A 24,052-nucleotide genomic window follows, 5' to 3' on the forward strand; every position below is an offset into this window, starting at 1 on the left:
GCCGTGAAACGCCGCCTACCCCAAATCAGCGAACTGCGTCCACTCATGCAATTTGAGCGCTCCGCGTTTGACCGGGCTTCGCGGCTCGCGAAGGCGGCCGATGTGTGGGACCTGCGCGCGATGGCGAAACGACGCACGCCGCGGCCCGCGTTCGACTATGTGGACGGCGCGGCCCAGCGCGAACTCACCGTAGACCGCACGCGCGCGGCGTTTGATGCCGTGGAGCTACTGCCGCGAATCCTGCACGGCACGGAAAAGGTTGACCTGACGACGACGATCGCGGGCGGACACTCAGCCCTACCGTTTGGCATTGCGCCCACCGGGTTCACACGTTTCATGCATTCCGAGGGTGAGGACGGCGGTTCCGCGGCCGCGCGCGACGCCGGAATTCCGTTCACGCTGTCCACGATGGGCACGCGTTCGCCCGAGCAAGTGGCGGAGGCTTCGCCGGGTGGTCGGCACTGGTTCCAACTGTATTTGTGGAAGGACCGGGAGCGGTCGCGGGCGTTGCTGGACCGGGCGTGGGCGTCCGGGTTTGAGACGCTGCTGGTGACCGTGGATACGCCCGTGGCCGGGCAGCGACTGCGAGACACTCGCAACGGCATGACCATCCCGCCGCGGCTCACCTTGAAGACGGTGCTGGATGCGTCTTACCGGCCCGAGTGGTGGTTCAACTTCTTGACCACTGACCCACTGACGTTCGCGTCTTTGTCCGGGTCCAGCGCGGATTTGCCGTCCATTATCAACTCGATGTTTGACCCGACCCTGTCCATGGCGGACTTGGAATGGGTGCGTTCCGTATGGCCCGGGCAGTTGTTCGTGAAGGGCGTTCTGACGGCCGAAGATACGCGGCGTTCTTTGGATGTTGGCGCCGACGGACTGGTGGTGTCCAACCATGGCGGCCGTCAGTTGGACCGTGCGCCGGTGTCTTTGCGGGCGCTGCCTGAGGTACGTGCGGAAGCCGGGTCCTCGGTGGAGATTATCCTAGATTCTGGCATCATGTCCGGCGCGGATATTGTGGCTGCTTTGTGTTTGGGGGCCGACTTTGCACTCATTGGGCGGGCGTATTTGTACGGGCTCATGGCCGGTGGGCGCGAGGGCGTTTCACGGGTGATCGAGCTGCTAGCCAAGGAAATGGAAGTGACCATGCAGCTCATGGGAGCTGGGTCCGCGGCGGATCTCGGGCCGCATTTGGTGCGGGTCTAGGGGCTTTGCTCACCCGTCACTGAACGATTCGTTGCCATACTTGCGGAATCGTTGCTTGTTGACCAACGATTCCGCAAGTACACCGACGATCGCATTTCCATGGATGGCGTTCAGCTCATCGGCGACGACTTGAAAGAATGAGCCGACTCGAAACGAAGCGCCAGCGCGAGACCGTAGCGATTGTTGCGCAAACGTTGTCTCAGCGCCGACGATCGCGCAACATTACCTACGTTTGGTTCGGCGGACCAGGCCGGGCTTAGGATACGCGCTGATTGAAAACGTGCCGGCGGATCCACGCGTGCATCGCGATGGCCGCAGCTGACGCCGCATTAATGGAACGCGTAGAGCCGAACTGCTCAATAGACAGCGTGGCTTCCGCCGCCTCATGCACTTCTGCGCTGAGCCCCGGACCTTCTTGGCCAAAGACCAGCACGGACCTCTTCGGCAGGTCATAGGTCTCGAGAGGCACCGAGTCCGGGAAGATGTCGATGCCGATAATCGTGTAGCCCTCTGCCTGCGCCCACGCTACGAAGTCGTCCACTGTCGGATGGTGACGAATGTGTTGGTATTTGTCCGTGACCATGGCCCCGCGACGGTTCCAGCGTCGTCGTCCTATGATGTGAACTTCCTTCGCGAGGAACGCGTTCGCGGTGCGCACCACGGTCCCGATGTTGAGGTCGTGCTGCCAGTTTTCGATCGCGATGTGGAAGTCGTGGCGGCGCGAATCGAGTTCAGCAACGATCGCGTCGTGCTTCCAGTATCGGTACTGGTCCAAGACGTTTCGGCGGTCACCGTTCTGCAACAGCTCCGGATCCCAGTGCTCGCCTTCAGGCCACTCGCCTTCCCACGGGCCTACGCCCACTTCATGCAAAGGTTCCGGCGAGGGTTCAGCCGAAGGCTCGGACGTTTCCGTCACCGGGGAATCTGGAAGTTCTGAAGAAGCCACAATCTAGAATTCTCCCACGCAACGCCAGTACCCGCTAAAGCGTGCCAAAATTGCGCTATGCCCATTGTTGACCACGCGATCTATGTCCACGGAAAACGAATCCCGAGCCCCATTGATTTTCGGCAGACCCTGGAGACCATGCACGCCAACGGAGGCGTTGCGTGGCTAGGGCTGTACCGGCCTTCCGCAGAGGAGGTCAACGAGGTGGCCAACGAGTTTGGGCTTCACGAACTCGCGGTGGAAGACACCCTCGAAGAACACCAGCGCGCCAAGATGGATCAGTACGGCGAACACACGTTTGTGGTGCTTCGCCCAGCGCGTTACTTAGACGATGTGGAGAAAGTGGAGTTCGGGGAGCTCCACGTTTACGTAGGCCCGGACTTCCTAATCACGGTTCGCCGTTCTGAGGTGCCCGAGCTAGGGCCTGTTCGCCAGCGCATGGAAGAAGAATCTGACCTTTTGTCGATGGGTCCGCCCGCGATCTTGTACGCCATCATGGACCAGGTGGTCGATGAGTACGAGCCCGTGGCCGCAGGTCTCGAGAAGGACATCGAGGAAATTGAATCAGAGCTGTTCACGGGCAACCTGCAGGTTTCCCGCCGCATCTACGAGCTATTTCGCGAGGTAGTTGAGTTCCAACGTGCGACGGCGCCTCTCGAACGCGTGGTCGCGTCTTTGCGCCGTAGGCTCACCGGCGAGGCCAGCGACTCAAACCCGTTCTTGGAATTCCGCGAGGGTTACTTCACCGAAAAACCGAAGGACCTTACGGCGGATAGCGAAGAGGAAAAGATCGAGCGCGAACGGATCATCGAGCTGGACCGCCTCTACCGTGACGTCCATGACCACATCATGCGAATCAACGAACGCGTGATCTCCATGAAGTCGCTGCTGACCAATGCGCTGTCGCTTTCATCGACACTTTCCGCGCAGAACTCTGCCGAGGCCGGCGTGGAGCAGAACGAGCAAATGAAGCGCATCTCCTCATGGGCTGCCATCCTCTTCGCACCATCGCTGATTGGCAGCATCTACGGCATGAACTTTGAGAACATGCCGGAGCTCCAATGGGCCGCGGGCTACCCGCTTGCTCTGGGCCTCATGTTCGCCCTAAGTTTCGGCCTGTGGGTCATTTTCAAACGCAACAAGTGGCTCTAGCTGCCGGCTTTCCTTTAACTACGACGACGATGCTCTGATTTTCGGGGCCGATGTTCGTTGAATATGACGATTGTTCGAGACAAACGGAAACCCATCTTGAACTTTCGGGCTTTCCACATATGGTCAAATCATGCTCAAAGACGATGCACCTTTGCCCGATGATGTTCTTAGCCATCTATCAGGCTCGTCCGCTGTATTGAATCACGCGGTGATCGTGGATTCAGACCGTTGGAAGGAAGCTCTTGCTGAACGGGGCTTGCCGCCATTGCAAGGGATGCTGGCGGAAGGCGGACGAGTCTCCGTGAGCCGCAAAGACATTTTCGACTTGGGCGAAAAAACTCTGGACAGCGAAAACGCCTTACAGCTGCTGTATTACTCCCTCGCGTGGGGGCTTGGAACCCGCGCTTCGCGGCTCCACCAGCGGCTTGATGGACTGGCAAAGAACCCGCAAAAGGCGGAAAAACTTCTCGTGGATGCTTGGACATCAGTTAAGCGCGAAGCGCCTGTCAAAGAGGCCTACGGAACTTTGATATTCGACAGAGGCCGAGCCCGAATTTCGTGGCTTGGACCAGCCTTCGCCACCAAGTTCCTCTACTTCGCGCAAGGGAACGAAGCTGACGCCCGTCATTTGATCCTCGATCAGGTAGTAGCCAAGAACCTTCGCCCAGATGCGTGGCCGGGATCGCCTACGGCCGCTTGGTTTCCGGAGATTTACGAGCGGTACTGCAATCTGCTTTCGGCATGGGCCAAAGAGGCATCAGAGAAACTCTGCAATTCGCGGGAAGTTAGCGCTGATGAAATCGAAATGACACTCTTCAAACGTCACAAGTGGATGACTCAAGGCGAGCAGGTCTCGGCCGGCTAGCCCTACAGGCCGAATACACGTCTGAGGGCCGCGTTCCTGCCCTTCCGTTACAGGTTCGCGGCCCTCAATCTTGGGAAACTTTGACGCTAGTTAGCGCAGCGTCTTGGGTGCTCTGGTTTTCGAATACATCACGCTCCCGTGGTGGAAGAAGTGTCTGCCGAATTAGAGCCAAAGGAAGAATCCGTTGACGGGTTCGATGAGCCACTATCGTCCGAGTCAGTACCGTTTGAGTTGCTGTCGCTGGAATCGTCGTCGTCGTTCATGCCACCCATGCCGTGTCGCATGCGGTCGCCCTTCGCAGGGCGCTCGAGTTTTTCAACAGTGCCAAGATCAGAACTGACCTTAAACATCACTCGCTCGTCGTCCTTGGTTCCGGCAACCATGTAAGAACCGTCTTCATTCTTGAAGATCTTCTCTACGGTCACTGCAGAATCCTTGGCCTTCACAGCGTCGGAAACCTTCGTGGCATCGTCGCCGGTGACCTCTTCATGATTCATGCCGGGTCCACCACCCGGGCCGCCTCTGCCTGGGCCACCCTCACCCGGAACGTGCTCGTCCTTGGTGATGGTCTTCAGGTCAGAGCTGACCTCGTACTTCACGAAGGTATCGCCGCTCTTGCCGATGACATCGTAGGAGCCGTCTTCATCCTTGAGAACCTTCTCAGCGGTGAAGGAAGAGTCCTTGGCCTGCACCGCATCCGTGACCTTGGTGGCTTCGTCGCCGGTGACTTCGGTGTGGTTGTGCATCATTCCGCCTGCACCGCCAGGACCACCCAGTGCGTCCTTCTGCGAAGAATCGGTGGAGGAATCGGACGAAGAACCCGTGGAAGATTCCGCGGCAACGGCGTCAACAGACGTTCCGTTGAGCGAAGAAAATGCTGGATTCGAGGCCAAGCCTGTGGCTCCACCAGCAGCATTCGCCAGGCTGGAGCCAACTCCTCCAGCGACTGCCGCGGCAACCGTAGCCAGGCCTGCAGCGCCCAAAGCAATCTTTCTAGCATTCATGTTTGTACTCCGTCTCCGCCAACGCCTCTCGTTGGCCATGACTTAACACTGAGCGCCGAGCCTATGACTACGCTTTGAAACCCATTTCCCGCGCTTATGAGAATTCTGAGAAACGCTTTACTTCACACGGCCCCGCTACAACTAAACTCAGAGTCATGACTTTCGCCGAAGACCGCGCCCGCCTGCTTGAACTCATCAAAGAACTCGCCGTAGTCCACGGCAAGGTCATTCTTTCTTCCGGAAACGAAGCCGACTACTACGTAGACCTCCGCCGCATCACCCTGCACCACGAAGCCTCCATCTTGGTGGGCCGTGTGCTCTTGCACTTGCTGGACGAGAGGGGCATCGAGTTCGAAAGCGCCGGTGGCCTCACGATGGGTGCCGACCCAGTGGGCTCCGCCCTCATGAACGCTGGCCGCGAAGCTGGCCGCGCAATCGACGCCTTCGTCTGCCGCAAAGCTCAGAAGTCTTACGGCATGGGTCGCCAGGTTGAAGGCCCCAACGTGGATGGCCGCAGGGTGGTTGTTGTTGAAGACACCTCCACCACTGGCGGTTCCGCACTGACCGCCGTTGAAGGCGTCCGCAATGCGGGCGGTGACATCCAGGCCGTCGTGGTGATCGTGGATCGCAACACCGGCGCCAAGGAACGCATCGAAGAAGAAGCTGGCGTCCCATATATTTACGCCTACTCGAGCGACGAGCTCGGCCTGAGCTAACTCAAACGCTAAAACTCAATAAACGCACAAACAGGGCACTCTCAACCGGAGCGAAATCTCCGCGAGGGTGCCCTGCTAACGTAAGCTGCGGCGTCGTACTCCAAAGAATCCCAGCACCACCACAACCGCAGTCAGCAGCGTCAAAATCCAGACCCCCGCGGAGAGGCGACTGAATCTGCCAACGGGAGCCGACGCTAGGAGCTCGACGTGGCCATTGTCCTCGGGGCCTTTGACGTTTCTGGTCACGAGGTAAATGCACATGAACCCAGCGAAGATGCCGCCGCCGAGCAGATCGATGGTTTGGCCACCGGTCAGGCCCGGCCACAGGTTCACATCGCCTGGCACGTAAGCAAGGCGTCGATCAAGCCTGGCGGCGTCCGTCCACGGATCACCATCAAAGAGGCGAATGGTGCCGGCGTCCGCTGTGATGAGTTCCCGGATCACGCGAACCGTGGTGGATTTTCCGGCGCCGTTCGGCCCCAGAATGCCGTGCACCTCGCCCGGAAGAACGTCCAAGTCAAGCCCGTCTAATGCCCGGACCCACTAAAGCTATTGACCACTTCACGCAGCTCAATCGCTGGCTTCTTAAGAACAAATGTACGCCGGAACTACACACAAATAAGCCCCAGGTGACTAGGCTAACTACATGAGCGAACAACCGATTGGATATTGGGTCAAACTCGTCGATTCACTGATCACCGAGCGCTTCCAAGATGCCCTCGAAGAACACGGCGTCACGCGCCGTCAGTGGATGTTGTTGAATCATTTGCGCAGCGGCGCCGCGTCCGGCGGCGAACTCACCGAAGCACTCTCACCATTCTTTGGTGACCCGGTTCCGGAAGGTGAACCCCGTACGCCGTCGGAGCACCTCGCCGAACTCGTGGAGTCCGGCTGGGTTCTTGAAGACGGCCACATGTTCAGCCTGACTGAGCGCGGCAATTTGAGTCTAGAACGCCTCACGGAAATCGTGGACGGCATCCGCACCTCTGCCACGGAAAACATCGAACCGGTTGACTTCGCCACCACAGTCAACACGTTGCGCACCATGGCTGCCAACCTCGGCTACCGGGACGGCCAAGCCGCGCCTCCGCAGTAAGTGAGCTGCCCGCTTAAAGGGCGCGGCGTCGTCGTAATTTATTACTAGTACGACGACGCCGCTCGGGGACATTATTTTCTTGCTATCTCCCCACGGGAGCATTGCGCACAACCACCCACGTGGCCGCGCTCATGAGGATCATAATTGCCGCGACGATTGCGGCGGTTTTGAGGTAAGGATCCGCGCTCATCCAGCCGATAATGTCCAGCTTGGTGGTCACCGCGAGGGCGATGAAGCCTAGGAGGAGCACCACGGTGCCGATGATAGTGAACGTGACGCCAGCGGACTTCCAGCGCAGGTAGATGGCAGCGTAGAAATTGCCGGCCAGTAGCGAAATCCCGCTGATGACAAAGGACATGAGGAACGCGTTGAGGTAATCACCGTTGCCCAGAATATACGTGTCATACATCCGGGATCCGGTGAACCAACCGCGCGTGGCCTTTTCGGCGGCCAGTAGAACCGTGGAAAGGACCGCGAGTCCCAGGCTGGTGAGCATGAGGGTGAGCGTGGTACCAAGCCAATAGTCGCGCCGCGTGGAGCCGAGGGCCACCGCGAAGGGCAGCGATTTGGCGTACATGAGTGCGCCGAGCGAGACGAAGTAACCCGTCAGGATCCAGAGCGCCGCTTGGTTGTTACGCATGCCTTCGTAGACGGCTTCGGGTGGGGCGCCGGCGAGTTTGATGAGTTCGCCGATGATGATGGAAATGATGATGCCGGAGCCGATAATGAGCAACGGGACCAGGATCAGCTGTTTCTTGTCCAACAATTGGAGGCGGACCACTCGCATGATGCGTTCGCCGGCGCTAGGAGTTGTGGACTGGTTGGTGTGGGCAGGGCTGGTGGCGGTAGTGAGTGCTTGAGTGCTCATCGCGAATACTCCTTCACTGCGAGCGCTTCCGGTGATTGTTGTGATTGGGTGCTGAGCGGGTCAATGTCATCGTGATGGCCGAGTGCGGAGACGAGATCTTGCAGTGAGACGGGCGAGATCTCGAGGTTGCGCTGCGTCGCCGCTTGCGCGATTTCTTCGGTGACATGACCGGAAATCGTGGCCGACTTCAAGCCGCCGAGCGTGCGTACCTTGAGAACTTTGAGGTTCTTGGTGAGTTCATCGACGGCCAATGCGGGACCCGCGAGGTTGTACGCGGATTCGGTGGCTTCTTCGATGCTCTTATCAAGAACGATCTTGCCTTCATCCAGCACAATGACGCGTTCGAAGAGGTTGGCTGCCTCGTCGATGAGGTGGGTGGAGAAGACGATAGTGCGCGGGTATTCGCCGAAGTCTGAGATGAGGAGTTCGTAGAAGACGTCGCGAGCGGTGGGATCGAGGCCCAAGTAGGGTTCGTCCATAAAGGTGATGGGAGCTCTTGAGGCGAGGCCAACGACGATGGCCAGCGCGGAAAGCTGACCGCGTGAATACTTCTTGATTTGGGTCTTTTTAGGAAGCCGGAAACGCTTTTCAAGCTTGAGCGCGAAGTCTTGATCCCAGTTTGGGTAGAAATCCGCGGCGGCCTTGAGGACGTGAGCCAGCTTGGCTTCTTCCGGGTATTTCTGGTTTTCGCGAATGAAACAAATGCGGTTGGTGGCCTCTGGGTTTTCCCAAATGTTGTGGCCATAGACCTGCGCAGTGCCGCCGGTTGCTTGCTCTTGATTACTCAAGATGCTCATGAGCGTGGTTTTGCCAACGCCATTGCGGCCGAAGAGCCCGACGATCGTGTTCTCTTCAATTTCGACCGTGAGTCCCTTGAGGACGTGGGTGTCGCCGAAGTTCTTGGTGAGGTTCTTCAGTGAAATTGCGGGCTTGGAATTAGAGATGGTCATGACTGCGCTCCCTCCAGCGTGGTCTTTGACGTAGAAGTAGGTGCGGCGTTGATCATTTCGTGGAGCGAATCAACGTTGATGCCTAGGCGTTGAGCTTCGGCGACGAGTGGCTGAATGTAGGCCGCGGCGAAAGCATCGCGGCGTTCTTGGAGAAGCTGCTGGCGAGCGCCGGTGGCGACGAACATGCCGATACCTCGTTTCTTATACAGAATTCCTTGGTCTACAAGGCGATTAAGAGCTTTGCCGGCCGTCGCCGGGTTGATGCGCATGAAGCTTGCAAACTCATTTGTGGAGGGCACTTGTGATTCTTCTGGGTAGAGGCCGTCCAAAACGCCTTCTTCGATTGACTGGCTGAGCTGAATGAAGATCGGGGCAGATTCCGTCACGATGCACCACCCTCCTTCATTGGTTCATTACTCATGTAACTAACTAAAGCACCTTAAGAACCAGTCGTCAAGGTATTTGCTGAGCGGCGGCGTCGTAATGTCCTTGAAATGAGTGGGCGCTACGCTAGGGGCATGCGTGAACTGCAAGCGAAAATCATTGCTGAAATGGGCGTCAAGCCCTCCATCGACCCGGCTACCGAGGTAGCTCGGCGCGTCGAGTTCCTCGCGGACTACGCGCAAGCCACCCACACGAACGGCTTTGTGCTGGGCATTTCCGGCGGCATCGACTCCACGCTCGCGGGCCGCTTGGCCCAAATGGCCACGGAAGAACTCGCCACCCGCGGTGTAGACGCTGACTTCGTTGCCGTCCGCTTGCCGCACGGCGTGCAGTTCGACGAAGCAGACGCGCAAGCCGCGCTGGACTTCGTCGCAGCGAAGACAGAGTGGACGTTCAACATCCAGCCCGGCACGGACGGCATGATGAAAGAATTCCGTGCCACCACGGGCCGCGACATCTCAGACTTCAACAAGGGCAATATCAAGGCGCGCTTGCGCATGGTGGCCCAGTACGCACTGGCCGGCGAGCGGAACTTGTTGGTAATCGGCACGGATCACGGCGCCGAGTCCGTCACCGGATTCTTCACGAAGTTCGGCGACGGCGGTGCGGACATCCTGCCGCTCTTTGGACTCAACAAGCGCCAGAACCGCCAGCTGCTCGAATTCTTGGGCGCCCCGGAGCCGGTCTGGAAGAAGGTCCCTACCGCAGACTTGCTGGAAGGCAAGCCAGGACGCACGGATGAGGACGAACTCGGCATCTCTTACGATCACATCGATGATTATCTCGAAGGGCGCGAAGTTCCTACGGAGGTCGCCGAAGCGATTGAAACCAAGTACTTACGCACGCGCCACAAGCGCACCACCCCCGTCACTATCTTTGATGAGTGGTGGAAGGATCAGTCCTAAACACTGCTCGCGTTGCGCATATTGGTAAGTTAGACAGGTGAAGATTGCTACCTGGAATGTGAATTCGTTGCGCGCCCGCGCTGACCGCGTGGAGTCATGGCTTGAACGCTCTGACGTGGATGTCTTGGCTATCCAAGAAACCAAGTGTAAAGACGAAAACTTTCCGTGGGATCTCTTTGAGCGCATGGACTACGAGGTAGCGCACTTCGGCCTGAGCCAATGGAATGGCGTGGCCATTGCGTCCCGTGTGGGGCTCGACGACGTGCAGCGCACCTTTGTAGATCAGCCGGCGTTCGGTAAGGGCGGCGTGGATCCGATTCAGGAAGCGCGCGCCATCGGAGCTATGTGCGGCGGGGTGCAGATTTGGAGTCTCTACGTTCCTAACGGGCGCGCTCTGGAAGACGAGCACATGCCGTACAAGTTGCAGTGGCTGGATACGTTGAAGAACCACGCGAAGTCCTGGGTAGCTGAGGATCCTGCCGCGAAGATTGCGCTTATGGGCGACTTCAACATTGCCCCACAGGATGACGACGTGTGGGACATTGAGTACTTCCTTTCCGAAGGATTGACCCACGTCAGCAAGCCAGAGCGCGATGCGTTCTACGCTTTCATTGACGACGCCGGTTTCAAAGATGTGGTGCGACCGTTTACTCCTGGCCCAGGCGTTTACACGTACTGGGACTATAAGCAGCTGCGCTTCCCGAAGAAGGAAGGCATGCGCATCGACTTTGTGCTGGGCTCCCCCGCGCTGGCCGCGTCCGTGACGCACGCCGAGATTGACCGCGAAGAGCGAAAAGGCAAGGGCGCTTCTGACCACGCCCCGGTCATCGTGGAATTGAGCGAGTGATCGAATCCAGCCGTTCCTTCCAGCATGAATTCGCAGTCCCCGTAGCGAGCCTGCGTATTTACGAGCGCCTCGAAGCATTTCCCGCGGGCGAGCAAGCCAAAATTCTGGCGCGCCCGGATCTCACCAATCAGCAGATTGATGCGGCGGAGCGCGAAGAGGCCATGCAACGGTTGATTCAACCGGCCGTGGATCCGTTTCCGAAGAAACTGGACAGCCCGTACCGTGCCGTCAGTTACCCCACGGAAGAAGGCGGCTTCACGTCCTACTACTGTCCTTCGCAGTTGACGGAGCGCGTGGCTTTGGCGTGCGCGTATTTTGACGATGAGATGCGGCCATCCGTGCGCGAGGCCATCATTCCGGTGCCTGCACGCGAGAGTTTCTCGATGCGTGCGGCGGACTACTTTGGCCGAAGCTTGGACGATTTCTTGCGGGAACACTCGGCGTCCGCCCCAATCACGGATGAGACGTTGGGCGCGGAAACTCCGGCGGAAGAGGCTGAGCAAGATTCCGCCGCGTTCGGCGAAGGGTTGTACTCGCAGCAGTCCACGTGGGGCATACCCACCACATGGTTTTGGCTCATTGATCCAGTCGAAGACGTGACCGTGGTTGAAGCCACGCACGATCCCCAGCTCGGCCTCAACGGCGACATCACCGGCGCCCGCGTGTTGGTTCCGATGAGTCAGGCCCTCGCGCGGCTCACGTACACGGCCGCATCCATGGCGCTTCACGCACCGCAAGTGGACCTCTTTGACGACCTGACGGATTTGTCCCGGTGGCTTGGCCGGTTCTCCAGGGACTCCATTGTTGAAGTGGATTACGGCAAGCTCGCGCAGTACGTGTGGCCGGATGATTCGTCCCGCGACCTGCGCGATTGGCTAGAAGCCATCGAGGACAAGGATGTCACCACGGCCACGCTCGCGTACCGGCGGTATATGAGCCGGTGGCTCAGCGTACGCGGAATTGCGCGCAGTAACTAAGGGCTGAATGTAACTAAGCGTCCTTCACAATAATCACGCTCAATCGCCGCGGCCCGTGCACGCCTTCAACACGCTCCAGCTCAATATCGCTCGTGGCGCTCGGCCCGGAAATCCAGGTCTGCGGGTGGCTTGGTTCTAGGCGCGGCATGGCTTCCGGCAGGATTTCCACGATGGTGGATGCTGGCACCACGCACACGTGCTGATCGGGAACTAGGCTGATGGCGCGCCGGCCCTGGGTCGGCGTGCCGTCCAAAATGATGGTCCCAGATTCCGCCACGGAGACCGCACTCGAAGTCAGCACCGCATCCGTTGCATTCAGCTGGTCAACCGGAACGGGAGCCTCTGGCGAATCCGTCACGACGTCCGCGTCAGCAACCCCAGCAATCCACTCAGCGTCCAAACCATGCGGCACCACCACAGAACGGGCATTGGCCAAAAACTCCGCGATGGCCCCCTGAAGATCGGTTGCCAGAACAACTTTCACTTCTGCTTTGTAGTCCACCAAGCGATCCGTGAGATGGTCAATGAGTTGGTCCTGGTTCATGGTTCCGGACTGGCGGTACTCTCGCGGAATATCAGTAACTGGCGCATCGCCTTGCAAGGCCACCCGCACGCGACTCAAGATGTCTTCTTTTGCACCCACGATTGTCACTCCCCTTGCTTTCCGGTTGGCTTTTGAGACGCTTGAGACTGCTGAGATTGCTGAGACCCCTGCGACTTTTGGAACTTTTCGCGCTGCGCCCACTGATCCCGGAACGAGGATTGTGGCGGCGCTGGAATGTCGCGGCTACTCGTCCAGCCGCCCGCGATGCCCGGCAACCATGAAATCCTCTGGTCCTTGCCCGCCAGCAAACGTCCCGCCGGCAAACCCTTCTCCAAGAACTTGAGGCGCGTGCCGGAAGATAGCGCCCACGAGGCACCCTTCATCAACACATCCATCTCGGTAGGCGCCTTCCGTACCGAATGTTGCGCTTCAACATCTTGAGCGCGCAGATCAACCAGGATTTCCGGAATGTTGATCTTCACCGGGCAGGCATCAAAGCACGCACCACACAAGGACGAAGCGTACGGCAGTGAAGAATTCTCCTCCGCCGTGATGCCCGTGAGCAAAGGCGAGAGTATTGCACCGATCGGTCCCGGATACGTGGAACCGTACGCGTGACCACCCGTCCGCTCATACACCGGACACACGTTCATGCACGCGCTACAGCGAATGCAATGCAGCGCGGAGCGGCCGTTCTTATCCGCCAAAGCACGCGTTCGACCATTATCCAGCATCACCAAATGAATATTCTGCGGACCATCTGGGCCGTTCTTACCCGTCCACAAAGACGAGTACGGGTTCATTCGCTCGCCGGTCGAGGACCGTGGCAACAGCTGCATAAAGACGCCCAGGTCCTCCCAGCGAGGCAGAATCTTCTCGATTCCCATCACGGTAATCAGCGTTTCCGGTAGCGTCAGGCACATGCGCCCGTTGCCCTCAGATTCCACCACGCCCAAGGTCCCAGTCTCAGCAATTCCAAAGTTCGCTCCCGAAATCGCCACCTTTGCATTCAGGAACTTCTCGCGCAAGTAAGCACGCGCCGTCGCCGCGAGTTCTTTTGGATTATCCGTCAGGTCAGGGGAAGCGTTAGGAATTTCCGCACGGAAAATATCGCGAATCTGCGTGCGGTTCTTGTGAATCGCGGGCACAAGAATATGGCTGGGCCGATCATGCCCCAGTTGCACAATGAGCTCGGCAAGATCGGTTTCAATCGCGTTGATGCCCAGGCTTTCAAGGTGTTCGTTCAGCCCTATTTCCTGTGTAGCCATGGATTTCACCTTGACCACTTCCGTCTCACCGGTCGCACGAATCAACGAAGTCACAATCGCGTTCGCCTCGGTCGCATCATTCGCCCAGTGAATCACGCCGCCGCGCGCGGTAAACGCCGCCTCAAACTGCTCCAGCAGTTCCGGCAACCGCGCCATCACGTTTTCTTTGATCCGCGAACCCGATTCGCGCAGCTCTTCCCAATCCGGCAGCTCGGAAACCACGTTGAGGCGCTTGTCGCGAATCGTATGCGTGGCGTGCCGCAAATTCGCACGCAATTGCTCATTCTTCAGCTCGCGTTTGGCTGCCGACTGAAACTTCTCATGCGCAAACAAATTGCCTTCGCCGCTGCTTCGCACTGCTGGAATACCTAGGTTGACGCTCATCGGGTTCCTCCATTTAGTACGACGACGCCGCCTTGCGCTTCAGGAATGACCAGCGGCTTTTCGCGAGTGCTTGCGAGAATTTCCGCGAAGTGCACAGTGCGCGCCTGGCTGCCGCGGCGCGAGAGCCCGCCACCGATATGCATGAGGCACGAGGCATCGCCACCCGCGCACAGGCTGGCACCCGTTGCTTCGATCGCGTCCGCTTTGTCATTGAGCATCGCAGTGGAAACATCAGAATTCTTGATGGAGAACGTGCCGCCGAATCCGCAGCACTGGTCCGCTTCGGGAAGCGGTGCAAACTCCAGCCCGTCCACGGTTTGAAGCAAGTTTTGCTGCCGGTCCCCCAAGCGCAGGAGCCGCATGCCGTGACAAGACGGGTGATACGTCACCTTGTGCGGGAAGTAGGAACCAAGCTGTTCGGCGGCATTCGTCACGCCAAGTACATCGGTCAACAGCTGAGACAGCTCGTAAGTTTTGGCGCCCACCTCCTCAGCGTCCGCCGCGAGTCCATCGTCACCACAGCGATTAGCCAGCATCGGATGCTGATGTTTGACGGACGCAACACAAGAACCGGAAGGCGCCACGGCGGCGTCGTAATCCTCCTGCAAAAAAGCCGCAACATGATTACGCACTACCGGGAGCGCGTCTTTGAAGTAGCCGGAATTGACGTGCATCTGGCCACAGCAGGCCTGGCCCTTCGGGAAAATGACGGTGTGACCCAGGCGTTCAAGAATCTCGACAGTGGCGCGGGCGGTGGATGGATACATCGCATCCACGATGCACGTACTGAACAGTGCTATCCGCATAGTGACCCCTTCTGACGCTGCCCAGATCCCAGAGATCTCGGCGTTTCGATGTGGTCTGACCATACTATGGTGATCGCGCTCATACGTCTAGCTTTCCAAGTCAGCGGCTAATTTTGTGAAATGGCTCACACTTTTTCGGAAAAAGGGCTATATTTGTGGTCAGACCATAGTGGTCAGACCATTCCCCGTTCATCGCTAGAAAGTCCCCCACATGGAAACATTCACCCCCGCGACGAATCCCGTCGCTGGCAGCGTCTTCCTCTCGGCGCTCGTTGCAATCATCCCGCTTGTGACATTCTTCGTGTTGCTGGCTGTTGTCAAAACCCGCTCGCACGTGGCCGGCCTCATCTCGATGCTCGTCGCCATTGCCGTGGCCATCTTCGCTTTCCACATGCCCTGGCAGATGGCCGGCATGTCTGCCGTCATGGGCGGCGTTTTCGGTGCTTTCCCCGTGTTCTGGATTGTGGTGATGGCCGTGTGGCTCTATCAAGTCACCGTCCTGAGCGGTCGCTTTGAGGATCTGCGCCGCGTGTTCGACGTCATCGGCAAAGGCGACGTCCGCATTCAATCCATCTTGATCGCCTTTTGCTTCGGCGGCCTGCTGGAAGCTCTCGCCGGCTTCGGGGCCCCGGTTGCGATTACCGCCACCATGTTGTTGGCACTGGGTATTCCGCCGCTTCGCGCTGCAGTCGTTGTGCTGATTTCCAACACAGCCCCCGTTGCGTTTGGTGCCGTGGCAATTCCCATTACGACGGCGGGAGCCCTCACCGGCCTGCACGCCGATCACATTGGTGCCATTGTGGGCCGTCAATCACCTCTTTTGGCGTTCTTTGTGCCGTTGATCCTGCTATTCCTTCTCGACGGTAAGAAGGGCATTAAAGACTGCTGGCCAGCCGCTTTGGTCATTGGTGCATCCTTCGGCGTTGCGCAGTTCTTGTGCTCCAACTACTTCTCTTACGAACTCACGGACGTCGTGGCCGCCCTCGTTGGCATCGGTGCCGCCGTGGTGTTGCTGCGCTTCTGGACTCCCAAGAACCGCGACGAAGCGCGTGCGCGTATTTGCACCCACACCTCTTCTCTTGAATCCCAGAAGGTGGGCTCTGGTGTTTCCGGTTCTGCGGGTGCTTCTGATTCTTCCGCTTCCAGTTCTTCTTCCGGCACATCCACTTCGGCCGACGAGGACCGCCTCACCCCCATGCGCACCTGGCTCGCCTTGTTCCCGTACTTCTTGGTCATTGTGATCTTTGGCATCGCGAAGCTGTGGACGCTCGGCGTAAACGTTCCCAAGGCACTGGCCGCGACGGACATTGCAGTGCAGTGGCCGCTGCTTTATGGTCATGTGCTGGACGCGGCAGGAAAGCCCGTTTCCTCGACTATTTACAAGTTCCAGTGGCTGTCTAACCCAGGCACCTTGTTGCTGATCACCGGAATCATCGTGACTTTGGTGTACGCGAAGTACAACGGTGGCGGGCGCTACGCACTGAATGTAGGCAACGCATTCTCCGAAATTGGACAGACGTTCTACCGCATGCGCTGGGCTGGCCTGACCATCGTCTCCGTGCTGGCACTTGCATACGTCATGAACATTTCCGGTCAGACCGTCAGCATTGGTACGTGGCTTGCCGGCGCCGGCGCCTTCTTCGCGTTCCTCTCGCCGATTCTCGGCTGGTTGGGCACGGCCGTTACCGGTTCCGACACCTCCTCTAACGCCCTGTTTGCCAAACTTCAGCAGACCGCTGGCATGAATGCCCGCATCGATCCGAACTTGTTGGTTGCCGGTAACACATCAGGTGGCGTGGTGGGCAAGCTCATCAGCCCGCAAAACCTAGCTATCGCCGCAACCGCCGTACAGCTAGACGGCAAGGAAGCCGTGATTCTTCGCAAGGTGGTGGGCTGGAGCATCGCCATGTTGTTGGTCCTGTGCCTCTTGGTCTTCTTGCAGTCCACCCCGATCCTCGGGTGGATGATTCCGACTCCGTAAGCTCGTCCTCGGAGCAGTTTCTGCGTCGTAGAGTGCCGGACCGTGGCCTGCTTTGGCTTCGGTCCGGCACTCTCTGCGTGAAAGAATAATCAAATGGGAGAATCATCAAGCGAGAGTTCATCCTTTGCCTACGAAGTGGTTCTAGAGGCGATTGAGCAAAAGCTTCGGTCAGGCGAACTGAGCATTGGCGACCGTCTCCCGAGCGAACGCTCCATGGCGGCCGAGTTCAATTTGTCCCGAGCATCCGTGCGGGATGCCATCCGCATTCTTGGTGTCCTGGGACTGGTCCGTTCATCCACGGGTTCGGGCCCCAATTCTGGGACCATCATCATTTCCGAGCCCGTGGCGGGCCTGGCCGCCGCCCTCCGCCTGCATGTGGCTTCACGGGGACTATCCGTAAAGGAGATTGTCCGCACCCGCATCATTTTGGAAACCGGTGCCGCACTTGAAGCTGTCATCGATGACAGTCCAGAAACTCTCGCGAAGCTAGCTCAAGCTCATGAGCTGTTGGCGAGAATGGACGACCCCAAACTGGATAGAAACGTCTTCCACGAACTCGACACGCAATTCCACGTGCTGCTGACATCGCTCTCCAGGAATGCTGTGTTGGAAGCCATGATGGAATCCGTACGTCTGTCAGTTCGCGATTACGTGGCCAATTCCATCCCTACCGACGAAGCCTGGTTGCCCCTCGCCACCGAACTCCGCCATCAACACCACGGGATTCTCGACGCATTTGAGTCCAACCAATTGGACGACGCCGCGCGGCTACTTCGGTCTCACATTGAGTGGTTCTACGGCACCGCCACCGAGGACATGAAACAACGATAACGCTTCTCCAACGGTAGGACGTCCGTACGGGTGGAAACGTTTACACCTCATGGTTAGACTTGTCCGAAGGTTCATCTCTGCGGCGTTTCCCGCAGGAGATGGCCCCTCTTCTTACCGCCTCATCATCAGGGAGTTCTTGTGAGCCCAACGGAAAACAGCACGTCAACGCACACTTGGTGGAAAGATGCGGTCATTTATCAGGTGTATCCCCGCTCTTTCGCCGATTCCAACGGTGACGGCATGGGCGATCTCAATGGCGTGCGCTCCCGAATTCCGTACCTCAAGAACTTGGGCGTGGACGCCGTCTGGCTTTCTCCTTTTTATACGTCGCCACAGAATGATGCTGGCTACGATGTAGCCGATTACCGCAACGTGGATGAGCGCTTCGGTACTTTGGCCGACTTCGACACGATGCTTGCCACCGCTCACGAGACAGGCCTCAAGGTCATCGTTGATCTTGTACCCAACCACACCTCAGACCAGCACGTGTGGTTCCAGGAAGCGTTGGCCTCTGAGCCGGGATCGGCCGCCCGAGAGCGTTACATTTTCCGCGATGGCAAGGGCAAAAACGGTGACGAAGCACCAAATGACTGGCAGTCCGTTTTTGGCGGCGACGCATGGACTCGCGTCACCGAAGTTGCCGGACCCAATGCGGGTAAGCCGGGTCAGTGGTACTTGCACCTCTTCGACACCACGCAGCCTGACCTGAACTGGGACAACCCTGAGGTTCGCGCTGAGATGGAATCTGTGCTGGAATTCTGGCTGGATCGCGGCGTGGACGGCTTCCGCGTTGACGTGGCGCACGGCCTCATCAAGGACCCTGCCCTGCCGAATTTCCGCGACAAGGTAGCGATGGTTGCAGGCGAGGAGCACGACGCCGCAGCTTCTTCCGCGCAGGACGCCTCCGTTCCAGCTGACTCGGCTGTCGCTGAGAACCGCCACTTCAGCACAGTGAATGAGGACGTCTCTGACCTCGTCTCCGGCGACGCCGTGGATGACAGCGGAAACATGAAGACCGGCTCGCCGTACTTCGACCAAGAAGGCGTGCACCAGGTCTACCGCGAATGGCACAAGGTTCTCGACAAGTACGAAGGCGACCGCATGATGGTGGCCGAAGCTTGGGTAGAGCCGATGGAGCGCATCTTCCGCTACGTCCGCGAAGACGAAATGCAGCAGGCGTTCAACTTCGGCTTCTTGCTGGCCGGCTGGGATGCTCAGCGCATCTTCGACAACGTGGATGAGACCATCAAGGAAGCAGCCGTTGTTCAGGCGCCGGCCACTTGGGTACTTTCCAACCACGACACCGTGCGCCACTCCTCGCGATTCGGCTTGAGCGATCCCACCACGTACCCGAAGGGCATCGCAGCCGAGGACGAACAGCCAGATGAGAAGCTTGGTTGGGCTCGCGGCCGTGCCGCCGCCATGATCATGCTGGCGCTGCCCGGTTCTTCGTACGTGTACCAGGGCGACGAGCTGTCCTTGCCTGAGCACACCACGCTGGAACACGAGCTGCGCCAGGATCCTTCCTTCTTCCGCACCAAGGGTGAAGAGCGTGGCCGCGACGGCTGCCGCATCCCGATGCCATGGGATTCCACCCGTCCAGGCTTCGGCTTCGACGTGGTGGCTACGGCAAATGCCGATCTCGAAGCGGAAGGTGGGGCACCTGCTGAAGCTGCGGCGTCGTACTCGCCATGGCTACCTCAGCCGGAAAGCTACCGCCACTATGCAGCGGATCAGCAGGTCGGCGTGGAGGGTTCCACGTTTGAGCTGTACCGCGAGCTGATTGAGCTGCGTCGGGCCGAAGGTCTTGGCATGGGCACGCTCGAATGGGCGGAAATCAACGAACCTGAAAAGGGAATTCTCGCCTTCACAAATGGCCCCATCACGGTGCTCGCGAATACGTCTTCCGCTCCGGTGGATCTGCCCGAGGGCTATGCCGTGAAGTTCGCTTCGCAGGATGAGGCCGTGTACGAGGGACAGCTCGCGGCAGATTCTGCCGTGTGGCTCGAGCAAGCCTAGGAATTCGGGGCTTCTCCAATTAAAGACGAGTGTGCGCTCTCCGCATCGACATAGTTAGTCGCGGAGAGCGCACACTTATTTGACGGCTGGACTGCTACTTCATGCCAGCAAGCATCTGTTTCATGTGGTCAATTTCGGTTTGCTGGTCAGCTACTACAGACTTAGCCAAAGTGACCACTTCCTGATTCTGGCCGCCGGAAACTTCCGTAAGGGCCATATCGATGGCGCCCTGATGGTGCTGAATCATTTGCTCTAGGAAGAGCTTTGAGGCGTCGGTTGCGTTGGCGTCACGAAGTTTTTGCAAGTCAGCGTCGCTCATCATGCCGTCCATGCCCATGCCATTGCCATGGCCCACATGTCCAGAGTTGGACATCATTGCAGGTTGTCCCCACGCCTTGAGCCAGCCGTTCATTTTCTCAATTTCGGGGCCCTGAGCCTTCTTGATGTTGTTGAGCAGCGTGGTCATTTCTTGGCTCAGGCCGCTCTTGGCAAGCAGAATGTCACTCATTGCGACGGCTTGTTCGTGATGCGGGATCATCATCTGCGTGAACATGACGTCTTGCACGTTGTGAGCGCTGTTCTGCCCGAGCTGGCTGCTGGCGCTACTTGAGGCTGCTGTCGCAGGGCTGGAAGAAACCGAATAGCTTCCCGATCCGGAACTGCATGCCGCTAGGGCGAGCGAACCAGTTAGGGCAATTCCTGCGAGCGCTGTGAATCGCTTGGTGGTGGTTTTCATGTTGATCATTTCCAATCAAAAATCAGAGGTAAGTTTTGTGGGCTTTTTGCCGAATATATTTCGACGCAATGCAACTCACGTCCGACTGATACAGAGCTGATTTAAATCCGGTGGTGCTTGGGAAATTAGTGCACATCGCTGCTCAACGAATTGTTCAGACTGCCACAATGACCGGGTGGTCACGGGCGGCCGAACTTCTGCGGGAGTCCAGGGGAAAAGTTGCGGTGCATTCGATGCGGCCCTGAAATCTGCAACCGGCTTCATAGGGCAGTTGCTCGTCATGCACCCGTGGTCGCTATCGGTGCTATGAGGGGACGTTGCGATCGAAGAAAACTCTGCTGCCTGCACGGTGTGATGATGAGCGGAATGAGATGTAACGGTCACCGAAGAAAAGTCATGCGTGATAGCGCCCCACCCTACATAGTGGGCCATCAAGACGATGATGGTAAGAAGAGGCCTTAGCCAATTCACCACGTCGGGACACCGCAATTAGTCACAGTTAAAAGACTAGCACAATTACCCCCACGGGGTATATGTACCTCAGTGCCAAGCCAGCGAGTTTCCCGGTGGAAGCCCATAGTCATTGCGTAGATGGCTATATGTTTGCCCCATGACGCCCATATATCCACTATCGAGAGGCGAGGGTCCATAGTCGTCGCCGAAGAGGTACGGAATTTCATCGTCGCAGAGATACGCGAGCAAGCCGGCATACCAGCGCACGTAGTCCGGATCCGGAACAACGGCGCGCTTCCGTTGCTCTTCCGTCAGCGCCGTCCACAAACGGTTTGCTGCTTTCAAGTAGCTAATGGGTTGCGAAGTGGAACACCCGGGAAGCTCCCAGCCACCACCACTCGAATAATTCAGTTCTTTACTTGTTACCGAAAAAGGATCCACGCCGTCAATCACAATGGGGCAGCGCCAGTACATCCCCGAGGCGGCCATATGAGGAAAGATCTGAATGCGGTGAGCACCGCGCACATGCAAAGTTCGAACGGCGGCTAGCAACGTCCGCGCTGGCCCAAGTACCCCATCATCGTCTTCCCAGTTCATACTTAAAAAGTACCTAACCGCTATGACAGTTAGAGATGAGGGCTTCGAATGCCAGAGGGGTTATAGGTGCGGGGGACGGATTCCTGAAGAAGCATCAGGGAAGATTCTCAACCCGATCAGTTAAAAGTTGAACCCCCGCGATGTAGAAGCTACGCGGGGGTTCAGTGGCTCCGACCGGCGTCGATCCGGTGACCTTTCGATTTTCAGTCGAACGCTCTACCAACTGAGCTACAGAGCCAAATGGCCGGTTACCCGGCCATTTGTACTGTCTTCCGTCGCTCCGGAAGAAAGAGCGACCCTGACGGGACTTGAACCCGCGACCTCCGCCGTGACAGGGCGGCGCGCTAACCAACTGCGCTACAGGGCCATTTGAACGATTTTTCTTCGTTCACAAGACCAAAACTTTACCAGAGTTTTTACCTTTGGTGAAATCTGATCCTGCGTACCCCCAACGGGATTCGAACCCGTGCCGCCGCCGTGAAAGGGCGGTGTCCTAGGCCGCTAGACGATGGGGGCAAGGACACTCGTCAGAAGCAGATTTCTCGACTTCCTCTAAGTTGACCGTATCAACTATACGGGCATAAATGCCGATCCGCAAAACTGAAATCAAGCTCTTTCGTGCGATCTGCGCCACAATCCCCCTCGCGCCCCGCAGCTAGGCTCTTTTTATGGCCTTTCAGATGAGCGGTGACGAGTTCCAGCAGTGCGTCGAGCGAGCACTCGCGAGGATGCCGCAGTCAGTCATGACGAAATTGGAAAATGTTGCGGTCTTCATTGAGGATCGCTACGATCCCGCTATCCACGGAGTAGACGACGACGCCAGCTCGCCTTTCATGGTCGGCCATATTTTGGGGCTATACGAGGGAATCCCCATGACTGAGCGCACCTGGGGTTGGGATGCAGGGAAGTTGCCGGATCATATTTTTTTGTACCAAGAGTCGATCCTAGAAATCTGTGAATCTGCTCAACAGGTCGAGACCCAAATAGCTATCACGATTGTTCACGAAATTGCGCATCATTTCGGCATTGACGACGACCTTTTGCACGACCTGGGATGGGGCTAGAAACAGTCGTTTCACGTTTTTTCGGTTCCTGTGAGCCACGGAGGATCTTGCAAAGGCACCTGCCGTTGCCTAATCTTTATCAAACGGTGATCATTTCGTGATCTTCCCGAGGGACGTTCTCCTCGATGAAGAGCTAAATGATTCTCTGGCACACACCTTCCGTTGGTGATCGTGCCACCGAATTCAGAACCCGCATGGGCGAGTTGATTCACCGTGACCTTGTTCCCGAGAGTCAGGAAAGCCTATGCGGGCCCGTCAGACCTTCAGCACCCTTGCTAGCACACTTCTAGTGGGCAGCGCCGTCGTAGCCGGCTCGGCAGCACCAGCTGCTAACGCCGCCGAAACCACCACCCAGAGCGAAGCAACCGTCAGCGCCACCGTATCCGCTGCCGATATCAACGTTGCTTCTGTCAGCTCTCTTCCGTCCGAAGCGACGATCACTTCCGCTTCCGCCACGGACCGCGCAGCACTTGCCGCGAGGATCGATGCAGTCATCGACAGCAACAGCAAGGCACTTCAGCAGCTTGAAGCAGCCACCCTCGAGGGCTTGAACTCCGAGTCGAGCACTGCCGCTGCCGCCGAAAAGGCAAACAAGGACTACGAATCCAAGTCCGCTCAGGTCGAAAAGGTAAACAATGCCGCTTACGCCAAGCTCGCGCTGGCTAACGGCACCTCCGCCTCGGCGGAAAAGAAGCGCTCCGAGGCACGTCTCGCAGCAGCAGCTGATGCAGAGTTGGAAGCTGCCACTACGCAAGCACCTCTTGCCCTAGACAACTCCACGTCTCCGCTTGCCGATCCATTCGGCACGCAGACCACGCAGGCAGGCGCCCAGGGCGCATCAGTTGCCTCATTGGGATCCGCTGCAAACCTCGGAACCAGCGTTTCTACCGCTCTAGCCAAGACCTATGCAACCAGCTGGGCTACCAGGACGGCCAACAACAACTACTACCTCTACAAGTACGGTTACGTTGGCCCGCGCTACTTCGACTGCTCCGCCTTTACTAAGACCGCAATGGCGAAGTCCGCAATCACCATTCCACGTACTTCGTCTATGCAATACGCAGGCTCCCGCACCAAGGTGTCATTGAGCAACTTGCGCGTCGGCGATCTGATCTTCTGGACGTCTAACGGCGGCCGTAGTTTCTACCACGTGGCCATGTACATCGGTAACGGCAACATCGTTCACGCTCGTAACCCAACAGTTGGCATCTCCGTGACCAAGATGAACTACGCGGGTATGACCAACATCTACCGTTACGGCGTGCGCTACTAATAGCCGCATCACGGAGAGTCACACCAAGGGCGACCTCCAGTAGACACAACCTCTGAGATGCACCTCGATCGCGTGGAACCGGAATATTCCCGGTTCCAGGGTTATAGGACATAAATGTGT

At 58.0% G+C, this 24,052-nt stretch carries 24 protein-coding genes, 3 tRNA genes and 1 pseudogene; 14 read left to right on the top strand and 14 right to left on the bottom strand.

What is annotated here, in order from left to right:
• Positions 1–3 precede the first annotated feature (3 nt).
• Entirely contained in the window at positions 4–1,206 is a 1,203-nt protein-coding gene (locus tag BKA12_RS08810) for an alpha-hydroxy acid oxidase (protein ID WP_338087479.1), read from the top strand.
• 137 nt (positions 1,207–1,343) lie between these two features.
• Entirely contained in the window at positions 1,344–1,466 is a 123-nt protein-coding gene (locus BKA12_RS12535; protein ID WP_276510685.1) for a hypothetical protein, read from the top strand.
• Here the strand turns inward: BKA12_RS12535 and BKA12_RS08815 are convergent.
• Positions 1,463–2,122 (bottom strand): TrmH family RNA methyltransferase, encoded by a 660-nt coding sequence (locus BKA12_RS08815; protein ID WP_183644861.1) that lies wholly within the window; start codon positions 2,120–2,122, stop codon positions 1,463–1,465. The genes BKA12_RS12535 and BKA12_RS08815 overlap by 4 nt on opposite strands.
• Before the next feature lie 87 nt (positions 2,123–2,209).
• On the opposite strand from BKA12_RS08815, the gene BKA12_RS08820 reads away from it, so the two are divergent.
• Positions 2,210–3,304: a magnesium and cobalt transport protein CorA gene (locus tag BKA12_RS08820; RefSeq protein WP_183642733.1), complete on the top strand. Its 1,095-nt coding sequence runs from the start codon at positions 2,210–2,212 to the stop codon at positions 3,302–3,304.
• Positions 3,305–3,434: 130 nt separating this feature from the next.
• Positions 3,435–4,169, top strand: a complete 735-nt coding sequence (locus tag BKA12_RS08825; RefSeq protein ID WP_338087480.1) for an 8-oxoguanine DNA glycosylase OGG fold protein — start codon at positions 3,435–3,437, stop codon at positions 4,167–4,169.
• A 128-nt stretch (positions 4,170–4,297) separates the two neighbouring features.
• Here the strand turns inward: BKA12_RS08825 and BKA12_RS08830 are convergent, their stop codons facing one another.
• Positions 4,298–5,173 (bottom strand): hypothetical protein, encoded by an 876-nt coding sequence (locus tag BKA12_RS08830; RefSeq protein WP_183642739.1) that lies wholly within the window; start codon positions 5,171–5,173, stop codon positions 4,298–4,300.
• Positions 5,174–5,328: 155 nt separating this feature from the next.
• Here BKA12_RS08830 and pyrE point away from each other — a divergent pair, with 155 nt between their 5' ends.
• On the top strand, positions 5,329–5,889 hold the full coding sequence (pyrE, locus tag BKA12_RS08835; protein ID WP_183642742.1) for an orotate phosphoribosyltransferase: 561 nt from the start codon (positions 5,329–5,331) through the stop codon (positions 5,887–5,889).
• A 282-nt stretch (positions 5,890–6,171) separates the two neighbouring features.
• Here pyrE and BKA12_RS12435 read toward each other — a convergent pair.
• Positions 6,172–6,464, bottom strand: a pseudogene (locus tag BKA12_RS12435) (ATP-binding cassette domain-containing protein); the annotation flags it as partial.
• A 71-nt stretch (positions 6,465–6,535) separates the two neighbouring features.
• On the opposite strand from BKA12_RS12435, the gene BKA12_RS08845 reads away from it, so the two are divergent.
• Positions 6,536–6,985 carry a MarR family winged helix-turn-helix transcriptional regulator gene (locus tag BKA12_RS08845; RefSeq protein WP_183642747.1) on the top strand — a complete coding sequence of 150 codons (450 nt, stop codon included), beginning with the start codon at positions 6,536–6,538 and terminating at the stop codon, positions 6,983–6,985.
• 82 nt (positions 6,986–7,067) lie between these two features.
• Here the strand turns inward: BKA12_RS08845 and BKA12_RS08850 are convergent, their stop codons facing one another.
• Genes BKA12_RS08850 through BKA12_RS08860 form a run of 3 tightly spaced genes read right to left on the bottom strand, consistent with a single transcriptional unit; the run spans position 7,068 to position 9,192 of the window.
• On the bottom strand, positions 7,068–7,853 hold the full coding sequence (locus BKA12_RS08850) for a hypothetical protein (RefSeq protein ID WP_183642751.1): 786 nt from the start codon (positions 7,851–7,853) through the stop codon (positions 7,068–7,070).
• Positions 7,850–8,803 carry an ABC transporter ATP-binding protein gene (locus BKA12_RS08855; RefSeq protein WP_183642754.1) on the bottom strand — a complete coding sequence of 318 codons (954 nt, stop codon included), beginning with the start codon at positions 8,801–8,803 and terminating at the stop codon, positions 7,850–7,852. Before BKA12_RS08855 ends, BKA12_RS08850 begins: the two co-directional genes overlap by 4 nt.
• Complete coding sequence (locus BKA12_RS08860; RefSeq protein ID WP_183644864.1) at positions 8,800–9,192, bottom strand: GntR family transcriptional regulator; 393 nt, start codon at positions 9,190–9,192, stop codon at positions 8,800–8,802. Before BKA12_RS08860 ends, BKA12_RS08855 begins: the two co-directional genes overlap by 4 nt.
• Positions 9,193–9,321: 129 nt before the next feature.
• Between BKA12_RS08860 and nadE the strand changes: the two genes are divergently transcribed.
• The 3 genes from nadE to BKA12_RS08875 are packed head-to-tail and all read left to right on the top strand — an operon-like array spanning position 9,322 to position 11,976.
• Positions 9,322–10,152: an ammonia-dependent NAD(+) synthetase gene (nadE, locus tag BKA12_RS08865; protein WP_183642757.1), complete on the top strand. Its 831-nt coding sequence runs from the start codon at positions 9,322–9,324 to the stop codon at positions 10,150–10,152.
• 37 nt (positions 10,153–10,189) lie between these two features.
• Complete coding sequence (locus tag BKA12_RS08870; protein ID WP_183642760.1) at positions 10,190–10,999, top strand: exodeoxyribonuclease III; 810 nt, start codon at positions 10,190–10,192, stop codon at positions 10,997–10,999.
• A complete protein-coding gene (locus BKA12_RS08875) occupies positions 10,996–11,976 on the top strand; it encodes a DUF8083 family protein (RefSeq protein WP_183642763.1) in 981 nt (326 codons plus the stop codon). The genes BKA12_RS08870 and BKA12_RS08875 overlap by 4 nt, the downstream gene beginning before the upstream one ends.
• A 13-nt stretch (positions 11,977–11,989) precedes the next feature.
• On the opposite strand, the gene BKA12_RS08880 is transcribed toward BKA12_RS08875, so the two are convergent.
• From BKA12_RS08880 to BKA12_RS08890, 3 genes are read right to left on the bottom strand one after another with little or no spacing between them, the layout of a single operon-like run.
• Positions 11,990–12,619: a LutC/YkgG family protein gene (locus tag BKA12_RS08880; protein WP_183642765.1), complete on the bottom strand. Its 630-nt coding sequence runs from the start codon at positions 12,617–12,619 to the stop codon at positions 11,990–11,992.
• Between the two features lie 5 nt (positions 12,620–12,624).
• Positions 12,625–14,172, bottom strand: coding sequence for a lactate utilization protein B (locus tag BKA12_RS08885; RefSeq protein ID WP_183642768.1), 1,548 nt, complete (start codon positions 14,170–14,172; stop codon positions 12,625–12,627).
• Positions 14,169–14,978, bottom strand: coding sequence for a (Fe-S)-binding protein (locus BKA12_RS08890; protein WP_183642771.1), 810 nt, complete (start codon positions 14,976–14,978; stop codon positions 14,169–14,171). Before BKA12_RS08890 ends, BKA12_RS08885 begins: the two co-directional genes overlap by 4 nt.
• Before the next feature lie 211 nt (positions 14,979–15,189).
• On the opposite strand from BKA12_RS08890, the gene BKA12_RS08895 reads away from it, so the two are divergent.
• The 3 genes from BKA12_RS08895 to BKA12_RS08905 all read left to right on the top strand — a co-directional run bounded on the left by BKA12_RS08895 (position 15,190) and on the right by BKA12_RS08905 (position 19,809).
• Positions 15,190–16,959, top strand: coding sequence for an L-lactate permease (locus BKA12_RS08895; protein ID WP_183642774.1), 1,770 nt, complete (start codon positions 15,190–15,192; stop codon positions 16,957–16,959).
• Between the two features lie 93 nt (positions 16,960–17,052).
• On the top strand, positions 17,053–17,790 hold the full coding sequence (locus tag BKA12_RS08900) for a FadR/GntR family transcriptional regulator (RefSeq protein ID WP_183642776.1): 738 nt from the start codon (positions 17,053–17,055) through the stop codon (positions 17,788–17,790).
• Positions 17,791–17,928: 138 nt separating this feature from the next.
• The gene (locus BKA12_RS08905) at positions 17,929–19,809 is read left to right on the top strand and encodes a glycoside hydrolase family 13 protein (RefSeq protein ID WP_338087482.1); all 1,881 of its coding nucleotides are present in this window, start codon (positions 17,929–17,931) and stop codon (positions 19,807–19,809) included.
• A gap of 94 nt (positions 19,810–19,903) precedes the next feature.
• Here the strand turns inward: BKA12_RS08905 and BKA12_RS08910 are convergent, their stop codons facing one another.
• The 5 genes from BKA12_RS08910 to BKA12_RS08930 all read right to left on the bottom strand — a co-directional run bounded on the left by BKA12_RS08910 (position 19,904) and on the right by BKA12_RS08930 (position 22,111).
• Positions 19,904–20,545 carry a DUF305 domain-containing protein gene (locus BKA12_RS08910; protein WP_183642779.1) on the bottom strand — a complete coding sequence of 214 codons (642 nt, stop codon included), beginning with the start codon at positions 20,543–20,545 and terminating at the stop codon, positions 19,904–19,906.
• A gap of 540 nt (positions 20,546–21,085) precedes the next feature.
• Positions 21,086–21,595: a hypothetical protein gene (locus BKA12_RS08915; protein WP_183642782.1), complete on the bottom strand. Its 510-nt coding sequence runs from the start codon at positions 21,593–21,595 to the stop codon at positions 21,086–21,088.
• A 165-nt stretch (positions 21,596–21,760) separates the two neighbouring features.
• A tRNA-Phe gene (locus BKA12_RS08920) sits at positions 21,761–21,833 on the bottom strand.
• 55 nt (positions 21,834–21,888) lie between these two features.
• Positions 21,889–21,962: transfer RNA gene (locus BKA12_RS08925), tRNA-Asp, on the bottom strand.
• 76 nt (positions 21,963–22,038) lie between these two features.
• Positions 22,039–22,111, bottom strand: a tRNA-Glu gene (locus tag BKA12_RS08930).
• Between the two features lie 152 nt (positions 22,112–22,263).
• Between BKA12_RS08930 and BKA12_RS08935 the strand changes: the two genes are divergently transcribed.
• Both BKA12_RS08935 and BKA12_RS08940 read left to right on the top strand, forming a co-directional pair.
• A complete protein-coding gene (locus BKA12_RS08935; protein ID WP_183642785.1) occupies positions 22,264–22,659 on the top strand; it encodes a metallopeptidase family protein in 396 nt (131 codons plus the stop codon).
• Positions 22,660–22,903: 244 nt separating this feature from the next.
• Entirely contained in the window at positions 22,904–23,932 is a 1,029-nt protein-coding gene (locus BKA12_RS08940; protein WP_183642789.1) for a C40 family peptidase, read from the top strand.
• Positions 23,933–24,052 lie beyond the last annotated feature (120 nt).

The organism is Neomicrococcus lactis (genome assembly GCF_014200305.1).
Classification (GTDB): domain Bacteria; phylum Actinomycetota; class Actinomycetes; order Actinomycetales; family Micrococcaceae; genus Neomicrococcus; species Neomicrococcus lactis.

Excerpts from the sequence above, each read along its gene's own strand:
- BKA12_RS08855 (WP_183642754.1), bottom strand. The coding sequence starts at position 8,803 with ATGACCATCTCTAATTCCAAGCCCGCAATTTCACTGAAGAACCTCACC.
- pyrE (WP_183642742.1), top strand. The coding sequence starts at position 5,329 with ATGACTTTCGCCGAAGACCGCGCCCGCCTGCTTGAACTCATCAAAGAA.
- BKA12_RS08825 (WP_338087480.1), top strand. The coding sequence starts at position 3,435 with ATGCTCAAAGACGATGCACCTTTGCCCGATGATGTTCTTAGCCATCTA.
- BKA12_RS08845 (WP_183642747.1), top strand. The coding sequence starts at position 6,536 with ATGAGCGAACAACCGATTGGATATTGGGTCAAACTCGTCGATTCACTG.
- BKA12_RS08820 (WP_183642733.1), top strand. The coding sequence starts at position 2,210 with ATGCCCATTGTTGACCACGCGATCTATGTCCACGGAAAACGAATCCCG.
- BKA12_RS08900 (WP_183642776.1), top strand. The coding sequence starts at position 17,053 with ATGGGAGAATCATCAAGCGAGAGTTCATCCTTTGCCTACGAAGTGGTT.
- BKA12_RS08850 (WP_183642751.1), bottom strand. The coding sequence starts at position 7,853 with ATGAGCACTCAAGCACTCACTACCGCCACCAGCCCTGCCCACACCAAC.
- BKA12_RS08895 (WP_183642774.1), top strand. The coding sequence starts at position 15,190 with ATGGAAACATTCACCCCCGCGACGAATCCCGTCGCTGGCAGCGTCTTC.
- BKA12_RS08910 (WP_183642779.1), bottom strand. The coding sequence starts at position 20,545 with ATGAAAACCACCACCAAGCGATTCACAGCGCTCGCAGGAATTGCCCTA.
- BKA12_RS08830 (WP_183642739.1), bottom strand. The coding sequence starts at position 5,173 with ATGAATGCTAGAAAGATTGCTTTGGGCGCTGCAGGCCTGGCTACGGTT.
- BKA12_RS08890 (WP_183642771.1), bottom strand. The coding sequence starts at position 14,978 with ATGCGGATAGCACTGTTCAGTACGTGCATCGTGGATGCGATGTATCCA.
- BKA12_RS08915 (WP_183642782.1), bottom strand. The coding sequence starts at position 21,595 with ATGAACTGGGAAGACGATGATGGGGTACTTGGGCCAGCGCGGACGTTG.
- BKA12_RS12535 (WP_276510685.1), top strand. The coding sequence starts at position 1,344 with ATGAGCCGACTCGAAACGAAGCGCCAGCGCGAGACCGTAGCGATTGTT.
- BKA12_RS08885 (WP_183642768.1), bottom strand. The coding sequence starts at position 14,172 with ATGAGCGTCAACCTAGGTATTCCAGCAGTGCGAAGCAGCGGCGAAGGC.
- nadE (WP_183642757.1), top strand. The coding sequence starts at position 9,322 with ATGCGTGAACTGCAAGCGAAAATCATTGCTGAAATGGGCGTCAAGCCC.
- BKA12_RS08935 (WP_183642785.1), top strand. The coding sequence starts at position 22,264 with ATGGCCTTTCAGATGAGCGGTGACGAGTTCCAGCAGTGCGTCGAGCGA.
- BKA12_RS08940 (WP_183642789.1), top strand. The coding sequence starts at position 22,904 with ATGCGGGCCCGTCAGACCTTCAGCACCCTTGCTAGCACACTTCTAGTG.